Raw genomic sequence first — 13,879 nt, 5'->3', positions numbered from 1 at the left:
GCCCGAGACCTGTCACAATCAAAGCGAATTTTTGCGATTGCAGCGAATGACCGATTTCTACCGATTCTGTGGAAAAACAACGTGTTGCGGACGCAGAAAGTGGTGTGCTGAACCGAGCGCGAGTGCCTTTCTGATCAGGCTTTACGTGTTTGCTGCGGTGCGGGAAAGATCTTGGCCAGTTTGCGGAGGTTCTGGGCGGTGGCGGCGAGGAGGAATTCGTCGTTTGCGCCGCATGGGCCACGTAATCGGAGCCGACCCAGGCCGAGAATGCGTTTGAGGTGGGCGAAGAGCATTTCCACCTTCTTTCTGAGCTTCATTGAGATGTCGTACTGGCGGGTCTTGGCAATGTCTCGAGCCACCTGGCGGGCGTCTTCTGTTTCTTCGCGGCTGATCTTGCGGGCATCCGCGTTGGGGCAGCACTTGGTTTTCGATGGGCAGACCTGACAGACCTCTTTCAGAGCGCGATAGCGAGCGGTGCCCTTGCCCGTCGGACCGCGGTTGGGGTCTGAGTAGTTGCGGCGGAACTGCTTGAGGGCGTGACCTTCGGGACAGATGTATTGGTCATTCTCAGCATCCCATTCGAAGTCGGCGCGGGTCCAGGTGCCGTCATTGCGACCGGACTTGTCGAACACCGGGATATGCGGCGCAATCTTGCGATCAACCAGCCAGCCCAGAAGTGGGCCGGTGCCATAGGCGGTGTCCGCGATTAGTCTCTCCGGATGCAGATCGAACCGTTCCTTTACTCGGTTCAACATGGTCTTGGTCGATCCGACCTCAGCCTGACGGATTGATCTGGTGGCTTCGACGTCGATGATAACTCCGTGATCTGTATCGATCAGGTAGTTGTCGGAATAGCTAAAGAATGCAGGGCCTTTGCGGGCTGCGGTCCATTGGCTCGCCGGATCGGAATGCGATGTGAACTTGGGCTGAACCTCGCTGGCAGCGCCGAACGCAGCCTCGTCCAGCGTGTCGAGATACTCGCGGACGGCGCGGGGCGCGTCGGTCGGATCAACGGTTGAGGCGTCCCACTCTTCCTTCGGCGTTGAGTTCTGCTTGTTGGCATCGGCTTCGATCAAGCTTGCATCGATGGCCATACGCTGACCGCTGACGAGGCCTTCCTCAATGCTGTGTGCCACGGTCATCTCGAACAGGTAGCGCAGCAGTTCGCTTTCGCGGAACCGCCCATGCCGGTTCTTCGAGAATGTGGAATGATCCGGCACACGGTCGTTCAGATCGAGCCGACAGAACCACCGATAGGCTAGGTTCAGATGAACCTCTTCACAAAGCCGCCGCTCGGACCGGATCCCGAAGCAGTAGCCCACGAGTAGCATTCGGATAAGCAACTCGGGGTCAACCGAGGGGCGTCCAGTATGGCTGTAGAACTCCGCCAGATGCGACCGGATGCTGCCAAGATCGACGAACCGATCAATCGAGCGCAGCAGGTGATCTTGCGGGACATGATCTTCCAGCGAGAACTCGTAGAACAACGCCGCCTGCGCTTCCTGCCTCGGTCCCATCATCGCCAATTCCTCCCTACAGGACGAATTGAATCAGCGACTTACCACTCAATCAACCAAGAGTTTTTCAACGAAATATACCCGAGGTGCCGGGCACGGCGGTCTGGGTAACTTGACGGCCCGGTACGCGTCTTCGGCAGGCAGCAAGCGCAGCAGAACTGAGGCCAGCGCCGCAAATACGACCGCAACAGTCACAGGGACTACCTCGAACACACTCAGCAGAACCATTCCCAGAACGATCGCGATGGCGGGCCAGAACCAGTGGGTCGTGATGTCTGAACAGATCGTCCAGCTTGCCCCATCTTGCAGCCACCAGTAACCGATCTCCGGGCCTCAGTGTGCAAGACCCGGCCTCCGGGATGGTCTTACCATGGCGCATGATTCCGACCACGGCTATCTGACCCGGTAGAGCGTCAAGCGCAGTCTGTGCAGGCTGTCCAAGGATCGTGGCCTCGGGGTGGACCAGCACTCCGGCAAAGCCCAGCGTATCCATCCATTCATCCATGCGGTAGATGACCTTGGGTGCACGCCGTATGCCTTCGCACTGCACCAGCAGGTTCTGTTGCTTTGGATCACGTAGCAACAGCAGAACGTCACCCACCACGAATTGCATTGTTGGCCGGTACAACGCTGCGTTCAACTTCCCGTTCTGATCCAGGCGAATCCGGGCAAAAACCCATGGCTTTTGGTCAGCAAGCGTGTGAAAGTCGTTATCATGGCCGATGCTGCATCTTTGTCTTTATCAACCTTTTTCAATCAGGCCGAACCTCTAAGCGACAATCTTAGGTTCATAGCTGTGGACGTCGAGACTGCCGGGTACGATATCGCGAGCATCCGTCAAATCGGCCTCGCGTTTGTTGGGTTTGACAGCTCAATTGTAACTTGTAATGCATACATCGATCCCTGCACGCCATTCGCTGCGGGCAATACCCGATTGCATGGCATTGATGGTGCAACTGTCAAAAACGCCCCCAAGTTTGCAGAAGTATTGCCAGACCTGCGTCCGGTTCTTGAAGCGTATCCGCTTATTCAACATAGCCGTTACGATGAGAAAGCCTTTGATGCAGCGTGCCGACTTGCAGGGCTTCAAGTGTTGAAGTCGGTATGGTCAGACAGCGTTGCCATCGCTCGCCGAGCCTGGCCGGAGTTACGGGACAATGGTGGGCATGGTCTGGCCAATCTCAAAAAGGTGTTAGGGCTTCAATTAAAACACCATGATGCCGGAGAAGATGCACGTGCTGCTGCCGAAGTTACTTTGAAAGCAGAAGCATCAATGGGGCGAAAAATCAGGCTGCTGAATAACTCACAGCAGTTGGTCTTTGATTTTCAGTGATGCGAGAGGGCGACTTCGTGGGCCGTAAGGCATCAAAACAACCATCAGCGCAAACTGAGGGCTCAAATCTCATGAGAAATAGTACTTAGACTTAATGTACATGCTATGTGTATTTTATGGACGCCAAAGAGTAACATTCAAAGATGGGTCTTGGTTAAGGCTATGATTTGCGTGAAAAAGTATTTATCGAATGGGCAAACTATGGGTCATTTTACAGATTGTGGCGTTTCATGCGACATGACCTAAACGTTTCAATAGGTTATTTGGGCTGGTGATATGAGAAAACGGCCTCGGATTTCTTCCGGAGCCGTTCGCAAGTCTACCAAGGAAAGACGAATGAGACGGCGCGGGGCTGAAGAAATTATCAGGCTTTGATAAGAGAGGCGGCTAGCGGTCATCGGCCCCGCCAACGCCGAAGGTCTGTAATACACGGCATACAAAACCGCTTCCTTGGGAAAGCGGCAGCTTTTCGTTGAGACCATTCTGAAACCTGCTCGGAAACTATTCGACAGGAACAAACGTCAAATTCTACTCGCCAGTCAATCGGGCGCCAGAATTTACGACACACCCTTTCTGGCTAAAAGTATAGCGGTTTTTATTTACCTTTCGATTGCAACCAAATCTCAAATCCCTTCGTCTATGGTCGATTCAGATCAACAAGAAGCGGAGCATTGAGAATGCGCATTTTGTCTTTGGTTCTGGGTGCCAGTTTGACAATCGCGGCTGCTGCACATTCTGAATCAAAAACTCTATTGATCGCTACCGGCAGCTTCGCACCGTTCACCGGTAAGGATTTACCAAATGGCGGGACAGTGAACCAAAGCCTTCGTGAAATTGCCGCACATGCCGGTTTTGATGTAGAATTCCACTACATGCCCTGGAAACGCACGCTCGAAGCGACACGGCGCGGCAAGTATGATGCGACGTCCTATTGGCATTACAGCACAGAGCGCGAAGAGTACTTCATTCATGTCGGACCGGTTATGGAACAGCGAGAAGTATTCTTTACGCGTGTGGACTCAGATATCGTGGATTGGACCGACTTAGAGGATCTGGCCGGGCTGCGCATCGGGGTCGTGCCGGGCTATACCTATACACCAGAGCTTTGGGAGATGGGGGCCGGCGGGCAGCTGACTTTGTCAGAAGCAGCAACGGACGAGGCCAATCTGCGCAAATTGCTTGCCGGCCGCATCGATATTCTTCCGATGACCGAACCGGCGGGTTGGCATATGATCGGTGAGATATTCTCGGAAAGTGAACAAGCGCAACTGAGAGTGCTGGACACAGCACTTGTGATTAGCGGTGGCTTTATACTTGTTTCGCGCAACAAGCCGGGCGCCGAAGCGGTTGCCGAAGCTCTTCAGAATGCAGTGCTGCAGCTGTTCAACTGAGCTTACATGTTTTACACCAAACGTCAGCAAATGCGGTCCTTGGGACGGCAGCGAGCGCTCAGCGAGGTTTTGCTGAGAATCACGCTTTTTTTGGCGTTGGCATTGGGATTGCTTGCAGCGCTGATCCAGCTGTCCCTGGACCTTCAGCAGCAAAAGAACGCCGTCGAAGAATCGGCTGAAGCCTTTCTTGACAGTATAACCCCGTCCGCTGCCTCCGCAGTCTATAACTTCTACGACGAAGCAGCGGAACAAGCAGTGGTTGGCCTGTTCACCCAACGTGCAATCCGGTCGGCCACCATTTTGAACGGCGACGACGTGATGGTAGAGCGGAGTCGCATCTTGGCCCCCACCTTGCCGAACATCGGGCTGATCGGGAAAAGTGACGAAATTACGTTGACCCGCGTGTTGCGGAGCCCTGATGTTGGGAGCACCGAAATCATTGGTGAATTGACCATCGTTGTTGACCGCTCGATCGTGCCACCCGCAATTGTGCGCCGAATGATCTCATTCTTCCTGCTGTCGACAATCAAGAACCTTTTGTTCGGCTTAGCGCTGGTGGCGCTGGCCTATACCGCTTTGACCCGCCACATCCTGCAACTTGCGAATGCAGCTTCTCAGTGGCGGCCCGGGTCCGGTGAGGTCATGGTGCCAAGGCCCCCAAAATTCTTGTGCAACACTGAGCTTGACGCTTTGGGTGCCCAGATTGTCAAGATGTCAGGCATGGCTGAGTTGGCCATCCGTGATCTCGAGAGTGAAAGCCTTGAAGTCAGGAAGGACAATTCTGAGTTAAGCCAGCGCTCGTCTGAGCTGTCAGAGGCGGTTGAAAAACGCACCGAAGAACTACATGCTGCCAATCTGGCGCTTAAACGCCAGGCTGATCGCGATCCCCTGACCGGCCTGACCAATCGCGGGGCGTTCGACCGGTTGGCGGTCCGCAACCTGACCGAAGCTAAGGAGTGCGCGGGGTCGATCACCCTGATTATGATCGATCTCGACCAGTTCAAACCTTACAATGACCATTATGGTCACCAGGCTGGGGACAGCTGCCTGATTTCGATTGGGACGATGTTGAGCGATCTGGTCGATGACGATTTCACGCTCGTCGCCCGCTATGGTGGTGAGGAGTTCATCTGTTTGCTCAGGGATGTGTCGCTTCGGGATAGTAACGCGTTCGCGGACCGCATTCACCAGGCGCTGAAAGAGCTGGCAATTCCCCATGAGCGTTCCAGCGTGAGCGATGTGGTGACTGCAAGTATTGGGGTGGCATGGGAAGAATGCACCTCCTCAACAACGTTGGAAACACTGACCGGAGCAGCCGACGAAGCACTTTACGAAGCCAAGCACAAAGGCAAAAATCGCACCGTGCTTTCAAGTGAGAAGATCCAGGAGCGTGTCCGAAACCGGCGTAAGATCATCAGCGATATTGTTGAAGCCATTGACCTCCGGCAATTCGAGCCTTTTTTTCAGTCTCAAGTCGATGCCCATACCGGGGAAATTGTCGGCATGGAGGCACTCGCGCGATGGTGCAAACCAGATGGCGAAATTGTTTGCCCGCAGGACTTCATGCCGACAGCAGAAGAAAACGATCTTGTGCGTATCATTGACGGTATCATATTCGAAAAATGCGCGACCTTTCTAAAAGATGCGCAGGCGCAGGATATTGCCGTCCCCCACATGTCGCTGAATCTGTCCGCAGATCATCTAAGGGATGACGGCTTGATCGATCGCCTACGCATGCTGCGTGACGGTATTGACGTGCCGGTCGCCGTTGAGCTACTTGAGACAACCGCTCTTGATACCCCTTCATCTGAACTGATCTGGACCATAGACAACATCCGAGAGCTTGGTTTCGAGCTCGAGATTGACGATTTCGGTACCGGTAAAACATCAATTTTCAGCCTGATGAACATGCACCCATCGCGCCTCAAAATCGCTAAGGAACTTGTGCTTGGAGCACCGTTGGAGGACAGAAACTCGAGGTTGCTCTCGTGCGTTCTCGATATAGGCAGGAGCCTAGGTATCAAAATCATAGCAGAAGGTGTCGAAACCGAAGAACATCGCCGTCTGTTGTTGGAACTGGGCTGTGCCACGCATCAAGGGTTCTTATACGCACGCCCGATCAGTGCGGCAGATCAGTTGAACGCCCTTCGTATGCGCCAGCGCAAGGAAAATGGCCCTAACCAAGTGGGTGTCTGACATCAGCGGGCGGGATGTGTCGCAAACTTTGGGTCTGGATTGACGAGCCTGCAGATTCCGACGTTTGTTGCCTGGGATTTTCTGCAAACCTTTGACTATTGGCGCTCATAATTGCTTCGAGTGAATGGATATCCAAGCATTGAAGTCGAAAGTCTGTTCTTATAATCTCTTTCAAAGGCGCGCAGTATCCGAAAGATGTGATCCTCTTCGCAGTATTCTTCTATGTCCGATAAGGTGTTTCCTACCGTGACCAGGAAAGAATCATGGGTGAGCGCGGTGTTTCGGTGGACCACACGACATTGAACCGCTGGGTGAAAAGATACTCTAGCGCGATTGCTGAGGTCGCTCGCCGTCGAAAGGGTCCGAGCGACCGCTCCTGGAGAATGGGCGAGACTTACATCAAGGTGAAAGGCAACTGGGTCTATCGCTATCGAGCCATCGACAAGCACGGCAAAACGCTTGATTTCATGTTTTCGCAGCGACGAAACAAACCGGCTGCGACAAAGATCTTCGCCAGGATGCTGGAGGTCAACGGGCTTCCGAGGAAGATCGTCATTGACAAAAGCGGTGCTAATACTGCTGGCATCAAGGCGATAAATGAGTTGGTCAAGGGCTTTGGTTGTCCGATCCCGATCGAGATGATGAGGCGGAAATACCTCAATAACATCGTCGAACAGGACCACCGTTTCATCAAAAGACGAACCCGCCCGATGCTCGGCTTCAAATCTTTTGCTTCGGCTTCAGCGACTCTCCCGGGCATCGAGGTCGCGCACATGATCCGTAAAGGCCGGTTCACGCCCGGGCTCTGTTCCTTTCAACAGTTCAGAGAACTGCTCGCATAACAAAGCAGGTCAGATGTATTTCCCTGAACTTCGCTAAACTTCGCAACAGAACCATTCGCCAGCACTACGACGTCTGGTTTTAGGCTATTTGCCGAGATCGCAGGATAGGTGCGTCTAGGGTCAGGACTTCGGTAACGGAGGCACCCCAGTCAAGCGGTTTTGCGCACAACAATTGACCCGCCGTAGAGGTTCTTTGATATTCTTGGTGCCGGTCCTGGCTTCTGTCGCGGCCTACGGCTGAGATCCTTTGGGTACATGCTTCGGTTCGTGGTCAGCGCGGCGGCTGCCAACATGATGCTGGTTCGATGTAATTCCGATGTGCCCATCTCATAGGCGTGCTTGATTGAAGTCGGCGACTGTCCTGACCACGGCATCATCGGAACCACGTCCCTGCGGGACCTCAAAGGCCTGCGATCAGGCAGGCAACGGGTGGGGTGTCATCCTGTTAGGCAGGGTTTGGCGCCGCATCTGATTGGAAGGTTGTGCCATCGACCCAAATCCGATGAAGTATGACAGCGATACGGCGTGCGAGGGCGACCATTGCGATTTTGCGTCCGCGCCGCTGCGCGAGTTGGGCTCCCCAGGTTCTCAGCCATGTCGATCGGCCGCGGTTCATCATGACGGTTGCGGCCTGGCACAACGCCCTCCTCAGATTGACGTCACCAGCTTTGGTGATACCGCCTGACAGGTCCCGTTCTCCGGACTGGTTGCGTGAAGGCGTCAAGCCAACCCACGGTCCGACCCGCTTTGAAGATCGAAAGCGGGTTGGATCATCGACAGCTGCGCGGAAGGTCAGTGCGACGACTGCACCGATCCCCGGCATTGTCATCAAACGATGGCACACTGGATCGTCCTGGGCGAGCTGGCGTACCTGTTTCTCAAGGGCTGCCAGTTCTTGTCGCAACGTTGCTCTGGCGCGTAGCATTGGCGCTGTTGCGGTTTCCAGCATCGGATTGCCATCTGCCAATTCCCGAATGCGTGTCTCGAACCTGCCGCGGGAGATCGCACCAACCTTGAGGCCGAAGTTCCGCAGCAGTCCGCGCAACGACATTTCCAGAGCGATCATGTTCTGCTGGATAGCCTTTCGAGCGCCGAGAACCGCCCGGGTTTCCTGAGCAGAGACGGATTTACAGTGGACCGGGCGGAACCAGCCGAGATGAAGAAGGCGTGCAATCCCTTCTGCATCGCGCCGATCCGTCTTGATCGGCATCGCCTTCAGCGCTCCTTTCACCTGCCGTGTTTCCATGAGCACCGCCTCCAGGCCAGCTTCGGTCAGCCCTCTGTGCAGCCATTGCGACAGTGGCCCAGCCTCAAGGCCAATCGCTGCGATACTGCCGTCAAGTTCGTCCAACCAGTGCGCCAGAGCTTCCGGGTCACTTTCAGTCTCCGCCTCTTTGACGATCCGGCCATGCTCGCTTACCACGCACACTGCGGTCTTCGCCAACGACACATCCAATCCGATAAATAGCTTCATCCCGTCATCCTCCATCTAGGGTCAATACGGGAATGGCGACAGCGCCGTGCTGGTCTGACAAGTGGCAACGGTCGTGCGTGACGCAGGCCCCGTTACAGCATCTCATAGCCAGTAAATGACGAGTGCAGTCAACGCGATTGCCGACATGAAGACCTTCGAGCACCTGTCGTATCGTATTGCCACGCGTCTCCAATCCTTCAGCCTTCCAAACATGATCTCAATGCGGTTACGGCGTTTGTAACGTCGCTTGTCGTATCGGACGGTTGATCGTTGATACGCCGCTTCTATTCAGATTGTTGGTTCGGACTCTAGCAAAACCTAGAGCAACCGAGTGACGATTTGCTTTTCAAGGAGGGGCGTCGAGGCCTTCGATCGCTTCACTAAATGAAGGTAATTCACTCTGAAATTTTTGGTCAGTATACCGCGCCGATGTGATAAGAGTGTGTTGATGCAAAAAGGTTTTTCGTGTGTTGGTAGGTAATGTCAAATGGAGCGCTACATGTGGATGTGGCGTTTCATGCGACGTCACCTAAACGTTTCAATAGGTCATTTTGGCTGGTGATAGGAGAATACGGCCTCGGATTTCTTCCGGGGTCGTTGGCAAGTCTGACAAGGACAGACGAATGAGATGGCGCTGGGCTGAAGACATTATCAGGCTTTGAGGCGAACTCGGATTGCCCAGACATGTTTTGGTTTCAGTGGTCGCTTCTGGCCGACGATGTGACCCTTGTTCAACGCAGGGCGAAGAGCACGAATGGCAGGTAAGTTTGGGGTTTCCATGGTTGATCCTCCGATCCGCCATGCCCGCCCACAACGACAACCCGACGTTGACCAGAAAATTTTATCACAGCATGTTGCGCTGCATCCGAGGTCCGCGGTGAGCCCAGTTCGACCAATGCTGCGCCATACACAAATTGTAGCTAAGTCCCGCTTAGCGGTCATTTGCGTCGGGCAAGGTCGTGTTTTCGCCTGCCGTACTGCCGCATGTCCGGTTTGAGCCCCTTGTCCACTGATACTGCGCCATCGCCAAGTGGCTGCATTACATAATCCGGTAGCTTTTGTACCTTAGTAAGTACGCTTGTTTCCGCAGTTTACTATAATATAATCCTCTATACTATATTTGGAATATCTTCATGGGCCACCTCAGCCGTGACAACTCAAAGCTCATTGCCCGCCTCCGCCGGATTAAAGGTCAAGTCGAAGGCATTGAGCGCGCACTGGAAGCAGAGGCCGATTGCGCTGAAGTGCTCCGGCAGATCGCATCCATTCGCGGGGCAATGACGGGTCTGACCAACGAAGTCTTCGAAGAACATCTTCGCAATCATGTTGTTGACGCTGCCGATGGCGCTGCTCGTGAAAAGGGCGCGGAAGAGATGATCCATATTTTGAAGTCGTATTTGAAGTAGCAAGCGCGGTTACACCGAAAGGACCTGCCATGAGCAATCAAGATGTATCGGCGCTCACCCATGAGCATGTCTTTCTTGGCGCAAATCAACAACGCAACGAGCGCAAGGTTTGGCTTGTGATTGCACTGACTGCCACGATGATGGTCGTTGAGATCACAGCAGGGCATTGGTTCAGTTCAATGGCGCTCATCGCTGACGGGTGGCACATGTCCACGCACGCCGGGGCGATGCTGATCGCGGTCCTGGCCTATCGCTATGCAAGGAAGAACGCCAACAACCGTAGTTTTAGCTTCGGTACAGGTAAGGTTGGTGATCTGGCTGGCTTTGCGAGCGCTGTAGTGCTGGTGCTGATCGCTCTCTTGATTGGTTGGGAAAGTGTGCTGCGGCTCGTGGAGCCAGTACCAATCAGCTTCAATCAGGCCATTATGGTCGCGGTCGTTGGATTGATCGTCAACTTAGCAAGCGCATGGCTTCTGCGCGATGACCACCATCATCACCACCATCGTGGGCATGGACACCATCACCACGATCATGACCACCACCACGGTCGTGGCCACGGACAAGACAACAACTTGCGCGCAGCCTATCTGCACGTTTTGGCGGATGCCCTAACCTCTGTTCTTGCGATTGTCGCCCTTCTGTTGGGACGTGCCTACGGGTGGTTCTGGGCTGACCCGTTGATGGGTATTGTTGGTGCGATTGTGATCTCGCGTTGGTCGTGGGGGCTAATCCGCGATACGGGTGGCGTCCTACTGGATCGGACCCCCGACGATGGGCATCTTGAGTCGGACGTGCGTGATGCAATCGAAAGCGATACTGACGAGATCACTGACCTGCACATCTGGCAGGTTGGCCCGGGATATTATTCAGTCATCGTTTCGGTCGCTTCAACAGTTCCAAGATCACCAGACGAATACAAGAGCCTGATAGGTGGAATTGACCACGTGGCGCACACTACGGTAGAAGTGAACAAAATCATGGCAGCCGCATAAAGGCTGCACTCACCGGGCAGATAGATGTAATGAAACAGGCTTACGAGCACATTCAGAGAGTTGGCCTAGCTGCCCTCTGTCTATCGTTGGTGGTTTGGTCCGTAACGCCATCATTCTCGCACGCACCAGCGGTTTTTGAGACGATCCAAGATCATCTGGAAATGGTCGAGGATCATGGCCATTCGCACGGGTTCGAAGAAGACCTCTTTTGGGCGGTGCACGGCCACAGTCACGATGTAGCTGATCACGATCACAACCAAGCTTTTCTCTCCAGTGGTCCCGGCACCGCTCCTGAATTGCACACAGGTGAGGCGCGGGTACGGCTGCCTTCAGTCAATGGCCCAACCCGTCAGTTCCGCATAGACCGACCTCCGCGCGCTTGATCGGCACTGCGCGGCTCTCGCGCACTACTGATCAATCCAACTACTAAGCGGAGTTAATCCATGAGAACCCTCAATGAGGGCGTCAGGCGCAGTTCTAAGCGTCTCGCCTTTTTCATAATATCCATGTTGCTACTATCGACCAGTGCAGCCATGGCGCATGATGTGACGCCCGGCGATGCTGGCTACATCCAAGAAATATGGGGTGTGCACATCATCCCCTTCATGTATCTCGGGGCCAAACACATGGTCACGGGCTACGACCATATCCTGTTCCTACTAGGCGTCGTCTTCTTCCTCTATCGGTCAAAAGACGTTGCAGTATACGTGAGCCTCTTTGCATTGGGGCACTCGATCACGATGCTCGCGGGCGTCTGGTTTGGCTGGGGCATCAGTTCATACATTGTCGATGCCATCATCGGTTTGTCCGTTGTCTACAAGGCGCTCGACAACCTTGGGGCCTACCAGCGGTGGTTCGGTTTCCAGCCCAACACCAAGGCGGCGACTTTCATCTTCGGCCTGTTTCACGGCACTGGCTTGGCCACGAAGATACTGGACTACCAGATCGCACCGGACGGACTGCTGCCCAACCTTCTGGCGTTCAATGTTGGCGTGGAGATCGGTCAACTTCTGGCGCTTGCAGCCATCCTGATCGTCATGGGGTACTGGCGCAAGAGCGCCAAGTTTTTCGAACAAGCCTACTCCGTCAATGTCGTCATGATGACCATCGGCTTTGTGCTGATGGGATACCAACTCACCGGCTACTTCGTGGCCGCATAAGGAACAGCACAGATGTTTAACGCAAAGAAACCGAGCCTCGAAGAGTTACCAAGCTCAGCCCAACTCCTTCGGTCCACCATCATCGCGGCTGTCAGCGCCGTGGCAATACTGGTCGCTGTTGTGCTGCCTGCGGAATACGGGATCGACCCAACGGGTGCAGGCCGCGTGCTTGGCCTGACTGAGATGGGTGAAATCAAGCAGGAACTGGCGGACGAAGCTGAACAGGACCAACAGCTTCACGGTGCGGATCAGTCATCGAACTTAATTGATGACATCTTCAGCCTGTTCGTTGGCACAGCACACGCTCAGGAGGCGTGGCAGGATACAATCACGTTCACGCTTGAACCGGGAGAGTTCACCGAGATCAAGGCTACTATGGAGGAGGGCGCGACCCTGTTCTACGCGTGGGTGGCTGAAGGTGGTCGTATCAACTTCGATCTCCACGCGCACGCGGGCGACCAAAACGTGACCTACGAGAAGGGGCGAGGACAAACTGAAGGCGAAGGCGGCTTTGAAACGCCCTTCGCTGGTGATCACGGTTGGTTCTGGCGCAATAGGGACGATGAGCCAGTTACAGTCACACTCAACCTAAATGGTGCTTACTCGGGCATTGTTCTAAACGAGTGACACTACAAGCCGCGTATCAAGACGGTGGTGCGCGGCAACAAAGCGACCGCCCGATGTTTCGCCGTAAGGGGCTGCTTTGTCCGCAAAGCAGCCGGATCGTCTCACGAGACCGGACATTCCGGACCCCAAAAACTGCCATTCGTTCAGGATGCAGAGAATCGCCGCGACGAGCCTAAACTTAAACAGTTTCGACGTCAGTTTCGTTGTTTTTGGTGTTACAGAATGTTAGCCAACTCATATGAAAGACTTCATGGTCAAAATTCAGGAAAAGTTCGGCGTTCAAGAACTGCCGCATGGCCTGTTTCACTCTTTCGACCGATCTCTACGATTTGAGCTGGGCGGGGAGGAGTTTGGTACTGATCGCCCAATGCGTCGCTTCATTCAAGCTATCGAAAGGTCAAAGGCGGTTTCGCAGACATTCTTTGAGAATTCACCCGAAGTTTTTGTTCTGCTGTCCAGCTACGGAATGGAGCAACCAGATAGGAAGCGCCTAGCACCACTCCAGTTTTGCGGAATAAAGCAATTTGAATTCAAATACTTGAGCAAAACCCCATTACAAGATGATGATCATATTGCTGAGTTTGGAAGCGATCTTTTTCGGCACTGGGATGTTGTTAAACTTAAAGATGGACAATCCATATCGGAAATTCTGTGGCTAGGAATTGCTTCCGAAATGGCCATTGAACCGAGCTTTCGCGGCTTGATGAGCGCATATGTTGTGGACTTATCCAACGGGTTGATCTTGCATGTTTACGATGATCGAGGGATGGACGTAGTCGCTACCAAAGATGCGCCCCTGAAAATTCTTTTCACGACATATCGAACTTGGTTGCTGGAACATGATCTCCCACGAATGAACGCAAAGTACGGTGACGGCACCTAGAGATTTGAACGGCAGCAAAGTCCGTATTCTGTTGAAAAACTCTGTCTTGATCGAAGGC

Annotated in this window: 12 protein-coding genes and 2 pseudogenes; 9 read left to right on the top strand and 5 right to left on the bottom strand. The window is 54.0% G+C overall.

Annotation, left to right across the window (positions count from 1 at the left end):
* Positions 1-134 precede the first annotated feature (134 nt).
* Positions 135-1,520, bottom strand: coding sequence for an IS1182 family transposase (locus tag ACR3ES_RS20745; RefSeq protein WP_170437437.1), 1,386 nt, complete (start codon positions 1,518-1,520; stop codon positions 135-137).
* A gap of 64 nt (positions 1,521-1,584) precedes the next feature.
* The gene (locus ACR3ES_RS20740; protein WP_480493555.1) at positions 1,585-2,130 is read right to left on the bottom strand and encodes a TrkA C-terminal domain-containing protein; all 546 of its coding nucleotides are present in this window, start codon (positions 2,128-2,130) and stop codon (positions 1,585-1,587) included.
* A 102-nt stretch (positions 2,131-2,232) separates the two neighbouring features.
* Between ACR3ES_RS20740 and ACR3ES_RS20735 the strand changes: the two genes are divergently transcribed.
* The 4 genes and pseudogenes from ACR3ES_RS20735 (at position 2,233) to ACR3ES_RS20720 (ending at position 7,279) form a co-directional block, all read left to right on the top strand.
* On the top strand, positions 2,233-2,850 hold the full coding sequence (locus ACR3ES_RS20735; protein WP_480424380.1) for an exonuclease domain-containing protein: 618 nt from the start codon (positions 2,233-2,235) through the stop codon (positions 2,848-2,850).
* Positions 2,851-3,527: 677 nt separating this feature from the next.
* Complete coding sequence (locus ACR3ES_RS20730; RefSeq protein ID WP_480426408.1) at positions 3,528-4,241, top strand: substrate-binding periplasmic protein; 714 nt, start codon at positions 3,528-3,530, stop codon at positions 4,239-4,241.
* A 720-nt stretch (positions 4,242-4,961) separates the two neighbouring features.
* The gene (locus tag ACR3ES_RS20725) at positions 4,962-6,437 is read left to right on the top strand and encodes a putative bifunctional diguanylate cyclase/phosphodiesterase (RefSeq protein WP_480424378.1); all 1,476 of its coding nucleotides are present in this window, start codon (positions 4,962-4,964) and stop codon (positions 6,435-6,437) included.
* Between the two features lie 161 nt (positions 6,438-6,598).
* Positions 6,599-7,279 (top strand): annotated as a pseudogene (locus tag ACR3ES_RS20720) (IS6 family transposase).
* A gap of 445 nt (positions 7,280-7,724) precedes the next feature.
* On the opposite strand, the gene ACR3ES_RS20715 reads toward ACR3ES_RS20720, so the two are convergent.
* Both ACR3ES_RS20715 and ACR3ES_RS20710 read right to left on the bottom strand, forming a co-directional pair.
* Positions 7,725-8,753 (bottom strand): IS110 family RNA-guided transposase, encoded by a 1,029-nt coding sequence (locus ACR3ES_RS20715; protein WP_171567903.1) that lies wholly within the window; start codon positions 8,751-8,753, stop codon positions 7,725-7,727.
* A 102-nt stretch (positions 8,754-8,855) separates the two neighbouring features.
* Positions 8,856-9,014 (bottom strand): annotated as a pseudogene (locus ACR3ES_RS20710) (transposase); the annotation flags it as partial.
* 872 nt (positions 9,015-9,886) lie between these two features.
* Here ACR3ES_RS20710 and ACR3ES_RS20705 point away from each other — a divergent pair.
* Complete coding sequence (locus tag ACR3ES_RS20705; RefSeq protein WP_480424375.1) at positions 9,887-10,159, top strand: metal/formaldehyde-sensitive transcriptional repressor; 273 nt, start codon at positions 9,887-9,889, stop codon at positions 10,157-10,159.
* Between the two features lie 29 nt (positions 10,160-10,188).
* Entirely contained in the window at positions 10,189-11,151 is a 963-nt protein-coding gene (gene dmeF, locus ACR3ES_RS20700) for a CDF family Co(II)/Ni(II) efflux transporter DmeF (protein ID WP_480424373.1), read from the top strand.
* A gap of 110 nt (positions 11,152-11,261) precedes the next feature.
* Here dmeF and ACR3ES_RS20695 read toward each other — a convergent pair whose 3' ends face one another.
* Positions 11,262-11,453 (bottom strand): hypothetical protein, encoded by a 192-nt coding sequence (locus tag ACR3ES_RS20695; RefSeq protein ID WP_480493557.1) that lies wholly within the window; start codon positions 11,451-11,453, stop codon positions 11,262-11,264.
* A gap of 141 nt (positions 11,454-11,594) precedes the next feature.
* On the opposite strand from ACR3ES_RS20695, the gene ACR3ES_RS20690 reads away from it, so the two are divergent.
* The 3 genes from ACR3ES_RS20690 to ACR3ES_RS20680 all read left to right on the top strand — a co-directional run bounded on the left by ACR3ES_RS20690 (position 11,595) and on the right by ACR3ES_RS20680 (position 13,821).
* Entirely contained in the window at positions 11,595-12,311 is a 717-nt protein-coding gene (locus tag ACR3ES_RS20690) for a HupE/UreJ family protein (RefSeq protein WP_480424370.1), read from the top strand.
* Between the two features lie 12 nt (positions 12,312-12,323).
* Complete coding sequence (locus ACR3ES_RS20685) at positions 12,324-12,938, top strand: transmembrane anchor protein (RefSeq protein ID WP_480424369.1); 615 nt, start codon at positions 12,324-12,326, stop codon at positions 12,936-12,938.
* A 238-nt stretch (positions 12,939-13,176) separates the two neighbouring features.
* A complete protein-coding gene (locus ACR3ES_RS20680) occupies positions 13,177-13,821 on the top strand; it encodes a DUF3885 domain-containing protein (protein ID WP_480493558.1) in 645 nt (214 codons plus the stop codon).
* Positions 13,822-13,879: the final 58 nt, after the last annotated feature.

The organism is Ruegeria sp. B1 (assembly GCF_056535885.1).
The sequence above is the reverse complement of the archived record's forward strand: the minus strand, read 5'-3'. Positions and strand labels throughout refer to the sequence as shown.

Bases quoted from the DNA above. Each gene is read 5' to 3' on its own strand.
- ACR3ES_RS20745 (WP_170437437.1), bottom strand. From the start codon at position 1,520: ATGATGGGACCGAGGCAGGAAGCGCAGGCGGCGTTGTTCTACGAGTTC.
- ACR3ES_RS20740 (WP_480493555.1), bottom strand. From the start codon at position 2,130: ATGCAATTCGTGGTGGGTGACGTTCTGCTGTTGCTACGTGATCCAAAG.
- ACR3ES_RS20735 (WP_480424380.1), top strand. From the start codon at position 2,233: ATGGCCGATGCTGCATCTTTGTCTTTATCAACCTTTTTCAATCAGGCC.
- ACR3ES_RS20730 (WP_480426408.1), top strand. From the start codon at position 3,528: ATGCGCATTTTGTCTTTGGTTCTGGGTGCCAGTTTGACAATCGCGGCT.
- ACR3ES_RS20725 (WP_480424378.1), top strand. From the start codon at position 4,962: ATGGCTGAGTTGGCCATCCGTGATCTCGAGAGTGAAAGCCTTGAAGTC.
- ACR3ES_RS20715 (WP_171567903.1), bottom strand. From the start codon at position 8,753: ATGAAGCTATTTATCGGATTGGATGTGTCGTTGGCGAAGACCGCAGTG.
- ACR3ES_RS20705 (WP_480424375.1), top strand. From the start codon at position 9,887: ATGGGCCACCTCAGCCGTGACAACTCAAAGCTCATTGCCCGCCTCCGC.
- dmeF (WP_480424373.1), top strand. From the start codon at position 10,189: ATGAGCAATCAAGATGTATCGGCGCTCACCCATGAGCATGTCTTTCTT.
- ACR3ES_RS20690 (WP_480424370.1), top strand. From the start codon at position 11,595: ATGAGAACCCTCAATGAGGGCGTCAGGCGCAGTTCTAAGCGTCTCGCC.
- ACR3ES_RS20685 (WP_480424369.1), top strand. From the start codon at position 12,324: ATGTTTAACGCAAAGAAACCGAGCCTCGAAGAGTTACCAAGCTCAGCC.
- ACR3ES_RS20680 (WP_480493558.1), top strand. From the start codon at position 13,177: ATGAAAGACTTCATGGTCAAAATTCAGGAAAAGTTCGGCGTTCAAGAA.